15 protein-coding genes and 1 pseudogene are annotated in these 15,804 nt (G+C 62.2%); 5 read left to right on the forward strand and 11 right to left on the reverse strand.

Features of this window, described 5'->3' with window-relative positions; genetic code table 11:
• Positions 1 to 27: 27 nt before the first annotated feature.
• On the reverse strand, positions 28 to 2,088 hold the full coding sequence (locus PY254_RS06660) for an acyltransferase family protein (protein WP_281014693.1): 2,061 nt from the start codon (positions 2,086 to 2,088) through the stop codon (positions 28 to 30).
• 205 nt (positions 2,089 to 2,293) lie between these two features.
• Positions 2,294 to 2,704 carry a nucleotidyl transferase AbiEii/AbiGii toxin family protein gene (locus PY254_RS06665; RefSeq protein WP_281014694.1) on the reverse strand — a complete coding sequence of 137 codons (411 nt, stop codon included), beginning with the start codon at positions 2,702 to 2,704 and terminating at the stop codon, positions 2,294 to 2,296.
• On the opposite strand from PY254_RS06665, the pseudogene PY254_RS06670 reads away from it, so the two are divergent.
• From PY254_RS06670 to PY254_RS06690, 5 genes and pseudogenes are all read left to right on the forward strand, one after another.
• Positions 2,684 to 2,898, forward strand: a pseudogene (locus PY254_RS06670) (type II toxin-antitoxin system RelE/ParE family toxin); the annotation flags it as partial. The gene PY254_RS06665 and the pseudogene PY254_RS06670 sit on opposite strands and share 21 nt — an antisense overlap.
• Positions 2,899 to 2,979: 81 nt before the next feature.
• A complete protein-coding gene (locus tag PY254_RS06675; protein ID WP_281015174.1) occupies positions 2,980 to 3,261 on the forward strand; it encodes a HigA family addiction module antitoxin in 282 nt (93 codons plus the stop codon).
• 433 nt (positions 3,262 to 3,694) lie between these two features.
• Positions 3,695 to 5,827 carry a S9 family peptidase gene (locus PY254_RS06680; protein ID WP_281014695.1) on the forward strand — a complete coding sequence of 711 codons (2,133 nt, stop codon included), beginning with the start codon at positions 3,695 to 3,697 and terminating at the stop codon, positions 5,825 to 5,827.
• A 146-nt stretch (positions 5,828 to 5,973) separates the two neighbouring features.
• Positions 5,974 to 6,264, forward strand: coding sequence for a nucleotidyltransferase family protein (locus tag PY254_RS06685; protein WP_281014696.1), 291 nt, complete (start codon positions 5,974 to 5,976; stop codon positions 6,262 to 6,264).
• A complete protein-coding gene (locus PY254_RS06690; RefSeq protein ID WP_281014697.1) occupies positions 6,261 to 6,605 on the forward strand; it encodes a HepT-like ribonuclease domain-containing protein in 345 nt (114 codons plus the stop codon). Before PY254_RS06685 ends, PY254_RS06690 begins: the two co-directional genes overlap by 4 nt.
• 39 nt (positions 6,606 to 6,644) lie before the next feature.
• Here PY254_RS06690 and PY254_RS06695 read toward each other — a convergent pair whose 3' ends face one another.
• From PY254_RS06695 to PY254_RS06735, 9 genes are all read right to left on the reverse strand, one after another.
• Positions 6,645 to 7,550 carry a 5'-3' exonuclease gene (locus tag PY254_RS06695; RefSeq protein WP_281014698.1) on the reverse strand — a complete coding sequence of 302 codons (906 nt, stop codon included), beginning with the start codon at positions 7,548 to 7,550 and terminating at the stop codon, positions 6,645 to 6,647.
• Positions 7,547 to 8,134, reverse strand: a complete 588-nt coding sequence (locus PY254_RS06700; protein ID WP_281014699.1) for a nitroreductase family protein — start codon at positions 8,132 to 8,134, stop codon at positions 7,547 to 7,549. Before PY254_RS06700 ends, PY254_RS06695 begins: the two co-directional genes overlap by 4 nt.
• Positions 8,131 to 9,642 (reverse strand): aminotransferase class V-fold PLP-dependent enzyme, encoded by a 1,512-nt coding sequence (locus tag PY254_RS06705; RefSeq protein WP_281014700.1) that lies wholly within the window; start codon positions 9,640 to 9,642, stop codon positions 8,131 to 8,133. Before PY254_RS06705 ends, PY254_RS06700 begins: the two co-directional genes overlap by 4 nt.
• 129 nt (positions 9,643 to 9,771) lie before the next feature.
• Positions 9,772 to 10,188 (reverse strand): cytidine deaminase, encoded by a 417-nt coding sequence (gene cdd / locus PY254_RS06710; RefSeq protein WP_281014701.1) that lies wholly within the window; start codon positions 10,186 to 10,188, stop codon positions 9,772 to 9,774.
• A 218-nt stretch (positions 10,189 to 10,406) separates the two neighbouring features.
• On the reverse strand, positions 10,407 to 11,513 hold the full coding sequence (locus PY254_RS06715; RefSeq protein WP_281014702.1) for a hypothetical protein: 1,107 nt from the start codon (positions 11,511 to 11,513) through the stop codon (positions 10,407 to 10,409).
• A gap of 5 nt (positions 11,514 to 11,518) precedes the next feature.
• Entirely contained in the window at positions 11,519 to 12,676 is a 1,158-nt protein-coding gene (locus PY254_RS06720) for an ATP-grasp domain-containing protein (protein ID WP_281014703.1), read from the reverse strand.
• Positions 12,669 to 13,997, reverse strand: a complete 1,329-nt coding sequence (locus tag PY254_RS06725; protein WP_281014704.1) for a F390 synthetase-related protein — start codon at positions 13,995 to 13,997, stop codon at positions 12,669 to 12,671. The genes PY254_RS06720 and PY254_RS06725 overlap by 8 nt, the downstream gene beginning before the upstream one ends.
• Positions 13,994 to 14,821 carry an MBL fold metallo-hydrolase gene (locus PY254_RS06730; RefSeq protein WP_281014705.1) on the reverse strand — a complete coding sequence of 276 codons (828 nt, stop codon included), beginning with the start codon at positions 14,819 to 14,821 and terminating at the stop codon, positions 13,994 to 13,996. Before PY254_RS06730 ends, PY254_RS06725 begins: the two co-directional genes overlap by 4 nt.
• The gene (locus tag PY254_RS06735; protein WP_281014706.1) at positions 14,808 to 15,803 is read right to left on the reverse strand and encodes an NAD-dependent epimerase/dehydratase family protein; all 996 of its coding nucleotides are present in this window, start codon (positions 15,801 to 15,803) and stop codon (positions 14,808 to 14,810) included. Before PY254_RS06735 ends, PY254_RS06730 begins: the two co-directional genes overlap by 14 nt.
• Position 15,804 lies beyond the last annotated feature (1 nt).

Consider the following 15,804-nt stretch of genomic DNA (forward strand, 5'->3'; position numbering starts at 1 on the left):
GTGGAGGTCACGATTGGGTGGCGCGGTTTACCTTGGCGGGTCTGCTTGACTTGGCGCTTCAAGGTGAAGGATGTTGGCCAGATGGGCGCTCAGCGACTCAACAAAGGTTGCCGTGAGGTGTTGAGAGTCTCTGAATATGATCCTGCCGTGGCTCTCGGCATGACACGTATTCCCGGGACAAACTTTGCTGTTCAAATCCACGACTTCGACGTTGACAAAGCCGGAGCTGGCTTGCTGCAGCCAGCGATAGACATCGTTGTCGCGAGCGCTGTATGCCGGCGCATCACAGGTGCTCTTCCATGGGTGTAGCCACGGCCACCAGCTACGCGACGAAAGGCAGTTGGGTCCGTCGAAAGGCAAGTGTGGAGTTCCGCGCAGCAAGTAGATGTGGCCGCTGGCATCACTGATCGTCTTGAGCACGCGCGCTGTGCCCTCGACCCATTGTGTTTGGGTGAAGTCGCTGGTTTGGACGGAGCCCATGACGACGATATCCGGCCGCATTTTGGCGATGTCACGCAAGGCTTGTCGACGCCAGATCGTGCACTCCGTGTAGTTTCTGCCGATGCGTGGGTAGAACATCAGTTCGTCCACCATGGGGCATGCGGACTTGGTCAGCACCACCAGCCGCCAGTCTGGCCGATTGAACACCGCAAATACGGCGGGAAACCACTGTCCCCCGATGCTGTCTCCGATCAATACAGCGGTATGGGCGGCGTTGTCTGGTCCAAAAACGCAGGGTTTGACCTTGTCGCTGTAGTACCACTCGTCGCAGCCCATCTTGTAGATGGCGGGAATGTCAGAGCGGGCGACGGCATAACGTTGCTGTGTCGGGCTACCTTGCCACGCGCCAGCAGCATTGAACCAGGTGATGCAGGCGACGTTGACGAAAGCCATGAGAGCCAGCGCCGAAAGCACGGTGACGGCGGGACGAATGGTCCAGCGAGCCTGTTGTCGGATAGGCGATTCGACCCATCGATAAGACCACGCCGCGATCAGCAATGACAGGATCACCAACGCCGCGCGATAGAGCGCACTGTCAGTGACGAAGATTGCGCCGCCTAGAAGCAGAACGGGCCAATGCCACAGGTACCAGGAATACGACAGCCGGCCTATGCGTTGCAGCGGACTCCAGCTGAGTACGCGCGATATTCCGCTATTCCCTGCGCTGTGGATTCCCGCAAGGATGACTGCTGCGGCGCCTATGGTGGGCAGCAATGCATGCCAGCCGGGGTAGCTCGTGTTGGCATCGAACCACAGCGCTGATATCAGGATAAGCGCCAGCCCCAGCCAACCCAGCCCACGGTAGGCGAGCGCAGAACCGAGAGGCATCAGGTCGCTCGTTCCGCCACCTCGAATTGAGCCGAAACGCAGCCACACCAACGATCCAATTGCGAACTGCCACGCTCGCCACGGCATCAGATAGAAGGCCATTCGCGGCGCGGTCTGCGTAAACGAGAGACACGCAAGCAGGCTGACGATCGCAATCACCGACATCACGGTGATCAGACGGCCAGCCGGTGCGCCTTCGCTGCGCCACCAGCCCAGCGTCAGGACCATCAACGCCGGCCATATCAAGTAGAACTGCTCCTCAACGCCCAGCGACCATGTGTGCAGGAAAAGGTTGCTTGTCGCGTTGGGGTCGAAATAGTTGATGTGGGCGAATGCGAAATAGATGTTGCTGAGCCACAGAGCGGCCGTCGCTGCCCCTGTTGCTTGACTGCCTTGGTCGCCCGGGGGGAGCGCGGCTGCGGCGAACAGGCAGGTGCATGCCAGCATCGTCAGCAGTGCGGGAAGCAATCGTCGAAAACGGCGCGCATAGAAATTGGCGAAGCGTATTCCGCCGGTTTCGCTGATCTCCCGCCACAAGATGCCTGTGATCAGATAGCCGGAAAGGACGAAGAACACATCCACACCGACGAAGCCGCCAGCCAGCCATGTCACCTTGGCGTGCGCGGCAACTACCAACAGGATGGCGACTGCTCGCAAGCCTTCAATGTCGCTACGGTAGCCCAGCCGATATTCCTGATTGCCCAAACTGATTCCCCTTGGCATGAAGGTTTCGCAGGTGCGTGCGAAAGTGCCGATCATACACACGGTGCAATCGTGGCAGGGACTGTGGGGCCGGCTATAAGCATCGGGCCGCGAGCTGACCCTTCCGTTGGGTAACGCTTCGCTGACACCCTCGCAGGTGTCGCCCGGGCAGTACGACACTACTTCGCAGCCAAGAGCGGGCGATGGCCGGTGAGTGTGGCGACTAGACTGGGTTCCAGGCTGGGCTGCATCGCCATGGCCTTCAGAGGTTCATCGCAGTATCGGTCTTCGCGCAGCAGCACCAGGCCACGTTCAAATAGTCGACGATGGCGCGGCTGTAGAAGGCCCCGGCTTTTTCCAACGTTGTTGCAGGTATGGGACCCCACGCCCGAATCATCTCGGCCAGGTCGGTCAAGTCGCGACTCATCTGTGAGCGGTCGAGCGCACGAGCAGCATGGGTCAACAGTTTTTCGGCATACATGTCGTCGCGCGCAAGTACGGGGATGCCCAGTGCAAGGGTGGGCATTGCCCGCGGGCTTGGGGGTGCGGTTGTGTGCAGGTAGGCGCGGCGGACGGTGTCTGCCCCACGTGGCAGGGTGTGATCCAGCGGGTTTTGGTTGAGCCGTGTAGCGCCACGCGATGCATTTGACGCATGACCATCGGCTTTCGCCACAGTGTATTGGAAGCCTTGTACCGAACGGGCTTCGCCCGAGGGGTACAAGCAGCGCACGCTTCCAAGCTTCGCCGTATTCTGGCGACGCTCGATGTGGCCATGTCATCGACTGATTTGAACCAGCCCGGTTACAAGCTTCATCTCCTCAGGGCGCGCTGAAAGGTCACTGGTCCGTGTGGGTGAATGGCGACTGGCGTGTCACATTTCGTTTTGTCGGTGCGGATGTGGCATTGGTCGATTATCAGAATGACCACTGTAAAGAGGTCACCATCATGATGAAGAATCACCCGCACCCTGGCGAGCTGAGCCGCGAAGACGTGTTGCTGCCGTTGGGAATTGAAGTTACCGACGCCGCAGAGCGGCTCGGCATGTCGCGCACGACGTTGTCGCGTGTCATCAACGGCCGAGCGGGCATTAGTCCGGATTTGGCGATCAGGCGGGAGCGGGTCGGCGTCAGCACCGCCCGGTTCTGGATGACGTTGCAGGCCAACTACGAGCTTGCGCAGGCCGAGCAACGGGCGCAACCCACGGTGCGACGCCTGCAGGCCGTAGCGTAAGAATCGCGCCATGGGGCAAACCCTACTGGGATCTGCCACTTGGAGGGGATTTTGAAAGACGCTATCGGAACAATCCGGGCATCCGCACCACGACTATTGAGCGCGCCTGCAAACTGATCAAAAATTCCGTTCTTCGTGGACGCGGTAAAGTCGAAAAACGATCGGGTTGCCATGGCTTACTGGCCTGGTTCGTGGCCGAGTGGCCGAAAGAGCGGCGGGTCGTGCCCGCCCTGCTGGTCGCCGGCCCTTGATCGGCGCTGCGCCAAGAGGTGGGCGGCGAACAGTGTCGCCCTACGGCGTCTGTGTGGCGCGGAAGTAGGGCGGGCACTGCCCGCCTGCTTTTGACTTGACACGCCGACGGGTACGGCAAAGCTTGCCAGTTGCGTGTCCGCCGCTTACCGTCACCCTTTCGCCCGCACATAAGGAAGCTCCCATGAAACCTCTGATAGCCGCGCTGCTTCTTGCGCTGGTCGCCTCGCCTGCGATGGCGGGCGATGTGGTGGACACTACGTTCGTCAAAACCGAGGGTGTGCACGCGTTCAACGTGCGCGACCTGGTGATGATGGATCGGGTCGGTGATCCGCAGTTGTCGCCGGATGGCCGCTATGCGGCGTTTGGTTTGCGCAGCACGGATTACGCGGCGAACAAGGGTGTAAGTGCGATCTACGTACTGGATCTTTCAGCGCCGGGCGCGCAGCCGGTGAAGGTGCTGGACAAGGGGGGTTCGGCGCGCTGGTCGGCGGATGGGCGCAGCCTTTACTTCATGGCGCCGGCGAGCGATGTGGAGCAGTTGTGGCGGGTCGACCTTGCCGGCAAGGCAGGCTTGAATCTGGCCAAGCATGGCGCGCCCGTGCAGGTCAGTCACGGTGTGCTGGATCTGGGTGGTTACAAGCTGTCGGCAGATGGCAAGCAGGTATTGCTGTCGTACGAGGTGTTCACCGATTGCGCCACACTGGCCTGCACCCAGCAGCGCGTCGACGCGCGTGACAAGGACAAGGCCAGCGGCACGATCTACAAGAAATTGTTTGTGCGGCATTGGGATACCTGGGCCAACGGCCGGCGCAATCAGTTGTTCGTCGGGCAGTTCGACGGCAATGGTCAGTTGGCGGCTGAACCGACCTTGCTCAGCCGAGGCATCGACGGCGATGTGCCGAGCAAGCCGTTTGGCGACGAAAGCGAATTCAGCTTTTCGCCGGACGGCAAGACGGCGTATTTCGATGTGCGCATTGCCGGCACCAGCGAGCCGTGGTCGACCAACTTCGATGTGTACAGCGTGCCCACCGATGGCTCGGCGCCCCCGAAGAATCTGACCGCTGAAAACAAGGCGTGGGATGCGTACCCGGTGGCCTCGCCGGATGGCAAGACGCTGTATTACCTGGCGATGAAAACGCCCGGTTTCGAGGCGGACCGCTTTGCCATCATGGCGCTGGATCTGACTAGCGGTAAGCGTCACGAGGTGGACCCGCAGTGGGATCGTTCGCCCGGTGGCCTGACGATTTCTGCCGATGGCAAGACGCTGTACACCACCACCGACGACAACGGCCAGCACCCGCTGTTTGCGATCGACACCGCCAGCGGCAAGGTCCGCCAGGTGGTCGGCGATGGCACGGTGGGCGGTTTCTCGCTGGCAGCCGGGAAGGTGTTGTTGAGCCGCGATGACTTGAAGCGACCAGCGGATCTGTATCTGGCCAGCACGAACGGCACGGGTCTGAAACAGCTCACCCATTTCAATGCGGCGGACCTGAAGAACGCGAAGATGGGCGCCCCGGAGTTCTTCACCTTCAAGGGCTGGAACAACGAAACCGTGCAGGGCTACGTGGTCAAGCCGGTGGATTACAAGAAGGGCCAGACGTATCCGGTGGCCTTCATCATTCATGGCGGCCCGCAAGGCGCGATGAGCAACGGCTGGAGCTATCGCTGGAATCCGCAGACCTATGCGGGCCAGGGTTTTGCCGTGGTGACGGTGAACTTCCACGGCTCCACCGGCTACGGTCAGGCGTTCACTGATTCGATTTCCGGCGACTGGGGTGGTAAGCCGCTGGAGGATTTGAAGCTGGGCTGGAAGGCCGCGCTGGACAAGTACAGCTTCCTCGATGCCGACCGCGCCTGCGCACTCGGCGCCAGCTACGGCGGCTACATGGTGTACTGGATGGCTGGCGTGTGGAACCAGCCGTGGAAGTGTCTGGTGGACCACGATGGCGTATTCGACGCGCGGGCAATGTATTACGACACCGAGGAATTGTGGTTCGAGGAGCGCGAGAATGGCGGCACGCCGTTCGACCACCCGGAGAACTACGAGAAGTTCAACCCGGTCAACCACGTCAAGGACTGGCGCGTGCCGATGATGGTGGTGCATTCGTCCAAGGACTTCCGTATTCCGGATACGCAGGGCCTGGGCGCGTTTACTGCCATGCAGCGCCGCGGTATCCCCAGCGAACTACTGCACTTCCCTGACGAAAACCACTGGGTGCTGAAACCGCACAACAGCGTGCAATGGCATGACGCGGTAAATGCGTGGTTGAAGCAGTGGACGGCAAAGGACGCACCGAAAGCCGCTACGCACTGAGCGGAATCGGGTGGATGAAAACGGCGGCCTGCGGGCCGCCGTTTTTGTGAAAGCGTGAATTTCCTCCGCTGCATGGCAGGGGCAGGTGGCATGCAGTACGATCGTGACTGTCATATGGATCAAGCTACGACCGCGGGAACATAGCCATGTTGCTCGACACACTGCATGCACAGAAAGACGCGATCCATGCTGCTTGTCGGCAATTCGGGGCGCGGCGAATTCGCGTATTTGGTTCGGTGGCTCGAGGTGAGGAGCGGCCCGACAGCGACATCGATTTTTTGGTCGATTTTCCCCGTGGCTATGACCTGTTTTCCCAGCGGCTGCCGCTGGCTGAGCGGCTGGTTGAGATTACCGGTCGTCAGTTGGATGTTATTCCCGAGCACGAGTTGAATCGTCATATGCGTGACCGCGTGCTCCAGGAGGCTGTCGATCTGTGAGCAAGGTAGGGCAGGCCTATGCCGGACACATCATGGATACCATCGAGAAGATCGATCGTATCCAGCAACGTGGTGATCTGACGCGTGACGAGGTGTTGTACGACGCCACGCTGCGCAACCTGCAGACCTTGTCGGAAGCTACCCAGCAACTACCTGAGGTGATCAAGGCTCAGTATCCAGCGATCCCGTGGAAGCAGATAAGCGGCTTTCGCAATATCCTGGTGCACAACTATCTTGGTGATCTTGATCCAGAGACCGTGTTGATGGTGGTGCAGCAACACCTTCCACTATTGGCGGCAGCTGTGCGTGGGATGCTCGCAACAGACTCTGCTGACCAGTAACAAGCAGGCCGTAGGGCGCCGCCTTACGGCAAGAAGCTGTCAGCGCAGCAGTGTGCGCAAGCGGCTGCGCGTGAATGTACCGAAGCGGAGTTGCTCGCACAGTGCTTCAAGCTGTTCGGCTGGCCGGCTTTGCCGTTGCAGGGTTTCGATGCTGCTGGCGCCGGGGGCGTCCAGTGCGATGCGGGTGAGGCGGCGATACATGCGCGCGTGTTCGGCGTGTTCTCGCAGTTTAGCCGCGCAGGTGGCGGCACCGCGAATGCGCAGGAAGGCCACTTCGTCGATGCGCTCGAGCAGGGTGTCGAGGCTGCCGAAATGACTGAGCAGGGCGGCCGCGGTCTTGGCGCCGACGCCTGGCACGCCGGGGATATTGTCCACACTGTCGCCGCACAGCGCGAGGTAGTCGGCCACCTGATGCGGATGCACGCCGAGTTTGCCGTGCACACCGGCCGGACCCCAGCGCAGGCCGCGCGCGTAGTCCCACTGCTCGTCGTGTTCGCCCAGCAATTGGCCGAAATCCTTGTCGGCGGAAACGATCACGCTGGGCCAACCTTGCGCGCGCAAATTCCACACGGTCGCGCCGATCAGGTCGTCGGCCTCGTAACTGTGGTCGATCATCAAACAGATGCCGAGCGCTTCGGTGACCGCACGGCACTGCACGAACTGGCGTTCCAGATCCGGCGGTGGCAGTTCGCGATTGGCCTTGTAAGGCGGGTAGATTGCGTTGCGGAATGAGCTGGTCAGCGAGGCGTCGAAGGCCACCGCGATATGTTCGGGCTGAACCTTTTCGAGCAGTTCGCACAGAAAGCGGGTATAGCCGTGCACGGCGTTGACCGGATGGCCTTCGGCATCCTGGAACTCGTCGGGCATGGAATGCCATGCGCGGAAAACGTACAGGCTGCCATCGACCAGATGGGCGGCTGGATGCTTTTGGGCTGTGCTATTCACGGTGCCCAGGTGCTTAGCAGGTCGGCCAGCGCCGGCCGGTCGCGGTCGGGTACTTCGATTTGCGGCGTGCCCAGATGCATGAAGCCGATCACGTGCTCGTCGGCGGACAGGCCCAGCAGCTTCGCAACATCACGATCATAGGCCGCCCAGCCGGTCAGCCATTGCGCGCCGTAGCCAAGTGCGTGGGCACCGAGCAGGATGTTGTGGGCCACATTGCCGGCACAAAGTTTCTGCTCGATTTCCGGCACCTTGCTGGTGCTATCCAGCCGAACAATGACGGCAATGACCAACGGTGCAAAGGTGTAACGCAGGCGATCCTTTTCGAGTTTGGCGTCGGATAGGCCGGCATTGTTTTGCTGCGATATCGCCGCTACCCGATCGCCGAACTCCAGCTTGGCCTCGCCCTCCAGTCGAATCAGCCGGAAGGGCACCAACTTGCCGTGATCGGGCACGCGGATGGCTGCTTCGAGCAGCGCATGCAGGGTGGTTTCGTCCGGCGCCGGCGCGCCGAGCTGGCGTGAAGGCACCGAATGGCGCTGCTGGAGCAGGGCGAGTGAGGCGAGATTGGGTGGGTTGCTGCTCATTCGATGGTGGACTCGTGTTCGGTGTTGGCGTGCGCATCCAGCGCAAACCAGCGCTGGATGGCCGTCAGCGATGCGTGGTCGTCGTGAGTTTTGTGGGCGAACTCGTTGGTGACCGGCGAGTAGATGTAGTCCTCAATCCACTCATCGGCATGCGCCACGATCTCGCGCATGGCGTGCATGGCGTGTTCGATGTCGGCCATCGTGGTGGTGGGGTGGAACGACAGGCGTACCCAGCCCGGCTTTTCCGACAGGTCGCCGTGATCGATGCGATCGGTGATCGAATGCGACAGCGACGGATCGACGTGCAGCAGGTAATGGCCATAAGTGCCGGCGCAGGAACAGCCGCCACGCGCCTGTACGCCGAAGCGATCGTTCAGCAGCTGCACGATCAGGTTGTAGTGAACGTGCTCGACGTAGAACGAGAAGATCGCCAGCCGGTCGCGTCGGTCCGGGGCCAGCACACGTAGGCCGGAAATCGCCTGCAAGGCATCCATGACGTACGCAACGATTTCGTGCTCGCGCTGCCGCATGCGCGCCACGCCCATACTGTTCTTCAATTGCACGGCGAGCGCCGCCTTGATCGCCTGCAGGAAGCCGGGGGTGCCGGCATCTTCGCGCGCCTCGATGTCGTCGAGGAACGAGTATTGGCCCCACGGATTGGTCCAGTTCACGGTGCCGCCGCCGCAGTCATCCGGCGCGGTGTTGCGGTACAGCTCGCGGTTGAAAACCAGCGCACCTGACGAGCCGGGGCCACCGAGGAATTTATGCGGTGACCACAACACCGCATCAAGCCGTTCCTCGGGGTCGGCCGGATGCATGTCGATGTCGACATACGGCGCTGACGCGGCGAAATCCACGAACACCACGCCGCCGGCGCGGTGCATCAACCGCGCCATGGCGTGATACGGCGTGCAGATACCGGTGACATTCGAGCAGGCGGTGAAGGAACCGATCAGCAATGGGCGCGCCTGGTATTGCTGCAGCAGCTCCTCCAGCGCAGCCAGGTCGACCAGGCCATGCTGATCGGGTGGCACCACCACCACGTCGGCCACGCTTTCGTGCCACGACGTCTGATTGGAGTGATGCTCCATGTGGGTGATGAAAACCACCGGACGTTCGGCCGACGGAATGTCGATGAACCGGCGCAATCCCTGCGGTGCCTTGAGCCCGAGAATGCGCTGGAACTTGTTGATCACGCCGGTCATGCCGGTGCCGGTGGAAATGATCAGGTCATCCGGCGCGGCATTGACGTGGGCTTTGAGGATGCGATGGGCCTCGTGGTATGCCAGCGTCATCGCGCGGCCGGTTTCGCTGCTCTGCGAGTGCGTGTTGGCGACATACGGACCGAAGCGGTTTTGCAGCAGTTGTTCGATCGGACGATACAAACGGCCGCTTGCCGTCCAGTCGGCATAGACGATGCGTTGCTCGCCATAGGGCGAGTCAAAGCGCTGGTCGTGGCCTATCGTGTTGGCGCGATAAACGGCAAAGCTGGTTTCGAGCGAGTCCATCGACAATCCCGGTAGCGCCGAGCTGAAAGAAAGCCCACTTTAACTCAGCGTCTCGTTGAAGCGGATTGCGTGGGACAGGCGGTGCGGTGTCAGCGGCTGGCACGTGTCACGTACCAAGTGCCTGCGGGCTTATTTCGGGAGCGCCAAGGTGAACGAGTCAGGCAGCAAGTTGGCGACCGTGGTTTGGCGCGTGGCGCCGTGCAAATTACCCAGCAGCACCGGCATGTCCGGACCGCACAGTTCACTCATCACCTGCCGACAGGCGCCGCAAGGGCTGACCGGTTCCGGGGTATCAGCCAGTACGGCGAGCACAGCGAACTGGCCCGGTTTGCAGCCAGCCGCCATCGCGCTGAACAACGCGGTGCGCTCGGCACAGTTGCACAGCCCGTAAGCCGCGTTCTCCACGTTGCAGCCGCTGAATCGCCGCCCGTCGCGGGTCAGCACAGCGGCGCCGACAAAGAACTTTGAATACGGTGCGTAGGCCTGCTCGCGCGCGGTGCGCGCCAACGCCAGCAGGTCGTCGAAAGCATCGGTTGATACGGGCATCGGGATCTCCATCAGCGACCCCGGCTAGCACGAGTCTTGATGACCGGCGGGCCAGCTTACTCCAGTCTCGCTCGAACGAGCCATGCCCTCAGCCATGACACTAGCTTGGCTGGCGGCGCCGCAAGAAGCACTCAACCAGCAACAGTACGCACTGGCAGTGGCCGCGCTGGGTTGAGGCAGCCATCCGGCCGAGCCAGACTGGTCGCGTGGTCGGGTGTCTACAGCTTGTAGCGCTGCATGATCGGTACGCCAATGTGTCGGGTCACCGCACCGAGTGTGCCGATGGCCCGTCGCGTGCGACCGGGCAGGTGGCGGCTCAGTACGGCGCTGTACTCGATCGCCGGCTGGCCACCGCGTTGCCGCTTGAAATGCGCCACTCCGGCGCTGAGGTTGACGAGACAATCGTCATCGATGGCTTGCTTCATCACCGCGGCCGCCAACATGCGGTACAGACCGAGCTTGAGCGGAAGGGCGGTGTTGTAGCCCACGATCGGCGAGGTCAGCAGATTGCCGAAGCGAAACAGGCCGACGATGCCCTGCAGTACGCCATCTTCATCGCGAATACCCTTGAGTTGCAGCAGGCCAGCCAATGACCAGGCCTTGATCAGGGTCCACTCGTAGTGCGGGTTCAGGCCGGAATATTTGTCGATATACAGCTCGGCATACAGTTTGGCGATGCGCCGGAAGTCCTCGTCGGTGAACTGAGTGCAAACGGCGTGCTGGTGGGCGGCGCGATGCAGCAGAACCAGGTCACGCTTGAGATCGGCGTGCTGGTGCGCCAACGCCGCAACATCGGAAAACAGGTAGACCTGACGGCTGGGTACGAGGGTGAAGCCGCGTTGCGACAAGGCGTCCAGCCAGTCGGCGTGGTGCACCGTGTTCAGTGACCGAAACCACAGCGCGTGCGTGGGCCAGCGTGTCGTCGCGGCATCGAGCACCTGATCCAGTGCGACGTCGCGCAATTGTGGATAGACATTGGTCGAGACCAGCCAGTTGTTGATGGCCACGGCGCGATCAATCCGCGCGCGCTGCAACCAGCGCCCCATGCCGCCGGCCAGCCAGCGCAGGGGCGTGGTCAGCCACGGCTGGCCGAGCCGGTCAATTTCCTCGGCGGCATACCGCGCATACGTGGTCAGTGGCGAGCAGATCCAGGCGTTGTCGGGTTCGGCATCGTTGACGCTGACCGGAAACAATACCCCGCCGACATCGAGCGCATCGATCGCGGTTTGCACATTGGCAATGAACGGCGGCGTCGGGCGTTGCCGATGGATCTGCAGAAAGGTTGCTGCCCGGCGGTTGAATTCGTCGATAGGAACGACCGGCACCGTGTTCACAGGGCGTCCAGTGGTTCGCCGTCCCACTCGGTGTCGCAGGTGGCGGCCTGACGCAAGCTGCAGCGATCGCGCAAGGCGATCCTGGCGTACGACGCCATGTCGAGCAGTCCACCGAGCAGCGGCCACGAGTCTCCCGGCACCACGATGACGTCGCGGGCACGTTGCAGATCCCGCCACCAGGGCCGCAGCTGGCCCGTGCGCAGCGCCTGCGCGCCGCCAGCGCCAAGCATCACCGCCGTGATCATGCGTGGTTCGCTGCACGATGGGGTCGCGCAGGTAGTCGCGGTGCCAGTCAGCGCAGCAGGTACGGCGTCATCCATGCCGAACAGGTGAATGCCGCTGATCGCGCGCGGATTGCATTCGAGTACGTGCAGGTCGCCGTTCTCCGACTCGATCCAGTCGAACGACAGTTGCCCGGTGTAGTTCATCTTGCTGGCGAAGCGCTCGACAAAATCGCGGATACGCGGTGATTCATGGGTTTCGAACAGAAAACTGGAACTGGCCTTGAGTCGATAGCCGGGGCGATAGCTGACGTGGGCGAGCAGCCGGCCGCGATCCACGATGCTGTACGAACAGCGCTCGTGACCGTGGCAAAACCGCTGGACCACCCATCGTCCCGCCAGTTCGAAGGGTTTCGCCTGGGCCGGAATGCCGTCGGGGCAAAGCCGGACATGCACGCCAAAGCGTGAGTATTCGGGCTTCAGTATGACAGCGTCCGTGCCCGCCCAGTGCCTGGCCTGTTCGAGCGTGTCGACGCAGGCGCTCTCGGGCACTACCGCGCCGCAGCCCTGGGCGGCTTCCAGGAAGCGCCATTTGCTGTGTAGTGCATCCATCGTCTCGAAATTGCCTACCGCGACGCGTACCGTCGCCGGTAGCGCGGCGCGATAACGAGAGAGGTAGAACACCTCCTCGCAGGTCGGCACCACCAACTCGATCTGATGCTCGCGGATGGCCTGACAAAGCGCGTCGACATAGGCGCGCGGTGCAAAGCGCGCGGACGGCAGCACAACGGTGCGGGTTACCGCGCGCGACCATCCGGAAATTCGGCAGGCGATGCTGTCGCCGATGGTCACCGCCCAGCCCTGATGTGCGAAGCGCCGCGCGTGGTCAAGTGCGGCCGGGGCGCGGCCGCCGAGGATGAGTACGTTAGGCATGCATTCCCTGGCTGACGTTGAACAGACGACGAACCCTGCGGCATTTGTGCGTCGCCGAGTGTTCGATCCTTGCGTCGAAAGCTATTTGCGGAACGCAGGCGCCAGCCCGAGTCGCGCAAGCGGCGACGGCCTGACGCACACGCTGCTGTTGATCGCCGGATAGTTCCGGGTCAACGGCAAGGCGCAGTAAGTCGAGTCCGTGTTGTTCAATCCGATAGTCGCTGGCCGATGGCGCGGCGTTGAGCAGGGCGCGCGATAACAGGTCGGGGAACAGCGGCACCAAACCGGTTCCCTGCGCACTACTCAGCCATACGATGTCATCTTCCCGGCCTTCGATGCGCTCGATCGCCATGAATGGTGATCCACATGGGCAAGGCTGTTCGCGCTCGACCAGTATGTCGTTCAGGCGATAGCGGATGACCGGTTGCGTATGTCGATACAGGTCGGTGACGATCGGGGCGAATCGACGTGTGGCGCGATCGATCCAGTCCTGTTCGACGATCAGGCAATCCTCGTTGAGATGTACGGTGCCGTGATGGCAAGTGTGGCCAAGAAACCCTTCGGTGGCCTGGTAGATCTGCTCAATCGGCACGCCGAAAGTCGCGCTGATCCGCTCGGCGTCCACGGGGTCGAGCACTTCGGCGGCAGCGATGACGCGGGTTGGAGCTACGCGAATGGTCCCGGCCAGCACGGCTTCGGCAACCAGCGCCAGCACGCTGGGCGGACCGACCAGGATGGTGGGCTTGAACTGGTCCAGTTTGAAGAGAACATCGGCGAACGGTGCGGCCAGGTCGAAATACTGAAAACGCAAGCGCAGGCCGCCAGAAAGTGTGTCGTACAGAGTGCTGCCGGCACGCAGCAACAAGCCCACCCGGGCTGGCGCAAAAATGCCATCCGGCAGCATCTTGGCCAGCAAGGTTCCGGCCCAGCGCAGACGCTCCGAACGGCTGGCCAGAAACACGCCGCGTGCGCCGGAAGTGCCGGTCGACAGGCCGACGGCAACACCGTTGAGCGAAGCGCTGAAATCGCGCGTTCGCTCTGCTTCTTCGGCTAGTGCGAGCGCCTGTTCGAGCATGACTCCGGCGGTGTTGATGTCATTGAAGTGGTGCATCCAGCTGTGCTTGTCGATCACCGGCAGTTGCTCGAAACGCAACTGGCTGCGGGCGGCGTAGAACGGCGCGTGAGCAAAAAGCTGCTCGCGCAGGCGCCGCCACTGGCGCTGCTGGTGTGTATCGATCTCGGCACGACAGCCAAGTCTTTGCAGGCGGCGTGCGCTGACGTAGTACCTGACCAGTACCAGTGCGTCGATCAGCCGGCTCATGCTGTACGCCACTCGTTGCAGTGTGAGGGCAGCAGGCGGATCGCCGGAGCGGCATGCGCCAGTGTGTGCAGGCGTTGCAAGGTATCGCGGTAGGTTTTCGTGTCACCGAGCAGGCGAGTGACCAGTCCCGGCGGTGGCACGCCATCACGGATCGCCTGAGAAGACCAGGCGGCGTCCGCAACCAGGAAGGTGGTGGCGCCGCTGGCGGCAGTGAACAGCAGGCCGTATTGACCCTCGGCGTGGCCGGGCAAAGACACCGCAAGCAGGCTCCCGTCACCGAGCAGATCGTGGCCTGCCCCGAAGTCGGCCATGCTGCGGGGAAGCTCGCACCGTGGGGCATCCTCGATCCAGCTGACCCGATCGAGAAAGTCTTCCGGCAGCAAATCTGGCAACAACCCTCGCCTGAGCGATCCCAGTCGACCCCGTGTGTGCATGTCATCCCATGCGGCGCGGGAACAGATCAACGCGGCACCAGGAAAGTCGCGCACTCCACCGATGTGGTCGCCGTGCAGGTGCGAAATAACCACGCGGCTGATGGTGTCTGCGGCGAATCCATCGCGTGCAAGCTGCCGCTGCAATGGCTCGTCCGACCTCAGGTGCACCGGAGTCACCGCTCGATACAAACGCTCCGGCAGGTGTCGTGTCGCCGCCAGAAAGTGCTCCGAATATCCCGTGTCGAACAGAATACTGCCCTGCTGCGGGTGCTGCAGCAGGAACGCCAGTGCGGGATAGCGTATCGATGCCAGCGGTGCGCCGCGGCGAGTTGCGCACTCGGGATGCGTGCAGTGGCCCGCCTCGTAAATGCGCCAGTCAATGCCGCTCATGCGACCTCCACCAGCGCGCAAAGCGCTGGATGCCGTCGGCCACGCTGACCGTTGGGGTGTAACCCAATTGCGTTCTTGCCGCGGAAATATCGAGTGTCTGCGAAAAGCCGAGCACGCCCACCCCGTATCGACTGAGACGTGGCTCCGGGTGGCCAGGTAATCTGTTGGCGACGAGCTCGGCCATCGTGCCCAGTGCAACCGCCAGTCGACGTGGCAACGGGATCATGCTGACCTTCAGATCAAGCGCGGTGAAGAGTTGCAGCAGCAATTCGCGCACGGCCATCGGTTCTCCGTTAGTGATGTTGAAGGCGCGGCCGTCCACGGGCGCAACCGGCTGCAGACAGGCTTCCACCGCGGCCGCTACATTGGCTACATAGGTGACGTCGATGAGAGCTTCGCCATTGCCGATCCGCGGAAACCACCCGCGTTCGGCCAGCGCAAGAAGCCGGGGAAAGATTGCACGATCGCCCTCGCCGAACACGGCTCGCGGCCGCAGCACCACAGCAGACAATCCCGCAGACGCAGCCTTTCGCACGCATTGTTCACCCAGCCACTTGCTTTCGGCATAGGCGTTGATCCAACGCCGCGGTGGCTTGAAGGCCTCCGGCGTATTCCATTGGTCGGCGAGGCGGAAATAGATGCTCGGTGAGGAAAAATGCACGAAGCGCTGCACCGCACATTGCCGCGCGGCATCGAGCAGCCGTTGGGTAGCCTCTACGTTGGCCGTCATGAAATCTTCGCGCGGGCCCCATGGTGACGACAGCGCCGCGCAATGAACAATCACCTCGGCGCCATCGATCAGGGTTGATAGCCGATCCGATAAAAGGTCGCCGGGTCGAACGCTCAAACCGGCCGTGGCGATAGCCTCCAGTCGCGCCCGGTTACGGCCGTTCGCCAGCACCTGATGGCCGAGTGCATGCAGGTGGCGTGCGACGTGCGAGCCGATGAATCCGGACGCGCCCGTGACCAGAATGCGTGCCATC

The sequence above is a fragment of the Rhodanobacter sp. AS-Z3 genome (assembly GCF_029224025.1).
Lineage (GTDB): Bacteria > Pseudomonadota > Gammaproteobacteria > Xanthomonadales > Rhodanobacteraceae > Rhodanobacter.

Coding starts and splice junctions, on each gene's coding strand:
- PY254_RS06725 (WP_281014704.1), bottom strand. CDS start 13,997: ATGAGCCGGCTGATCGACGCACTGGTACTGGTCAGGTACTACGTCAGC.
- cdd (WP_281014701.1), bottom strand. CDS start 10,188: ATGCCCGTATCAACCGATGCTTTCGACGACCTGCTGGCGTTGGCGCGC.
- PY254_RS06735 (WP_281014706.1), bottom strand. CDS start 15,803: ATGGCACGCATTCTGGTCACGGGCGCGTCCGGATTCATCGGCTCGCAC.
- PY254_RS06705 (WP_281014700.1), bottom strand. CDS start 9,642: ATGGACTCGCTCGAAACCAGCTTTGCCGTTTATCGCGCCAACACGATA.
- PY254_RS06660 (WP_281014693.1), bottom strand. CDS start 2,088: ATGATCGGCACTTTCGCACGCACCTGCGAAACCTTCATGCCAAGGGGA.
- PY254_RS06685 (WP_281014696.1), top strand. CDS start 5,974: ATGTTGCTCGACACACTGCATGCACAGAAAGACGCGATCCATGCTGCT.
- PY254_RS06720 (WP_281014703.1), bottom strand. CDS start 12,676: ATGCCTAACGTACTCATCCTCGGCGGCCGCGCCCCGGCCGCACTTGAC.
- PY254_RS06700 (WP_281014699.1), bottom strand. CDS start 8,134: ATGAGCAGCAACCCACCCAATCTCGCCTCACTCGCCCTGCTCCAGCAG.
- PY254_RS06730 (WP_281014705.1), bottom strand. CDS start 14,821: ATGAGCGGCATTGACTGGCGCATTTACGAGGCGGGCCACTGCACGCAT.
- PY254_RS06675 (WP_281015174.1), top strand. CDS start 2,980: ATGAAGAATCACCCGCACCCTGGCGAGCTGAGCCGCGAAGACGTGTTG.
- PY254_RS06680 (WP_281014695.1), top strand. CDS start 3,695: ATGAAACCTCTGATAGCCGCGCTGCTTCTTGCGCTGGTCGCCTCGCCT.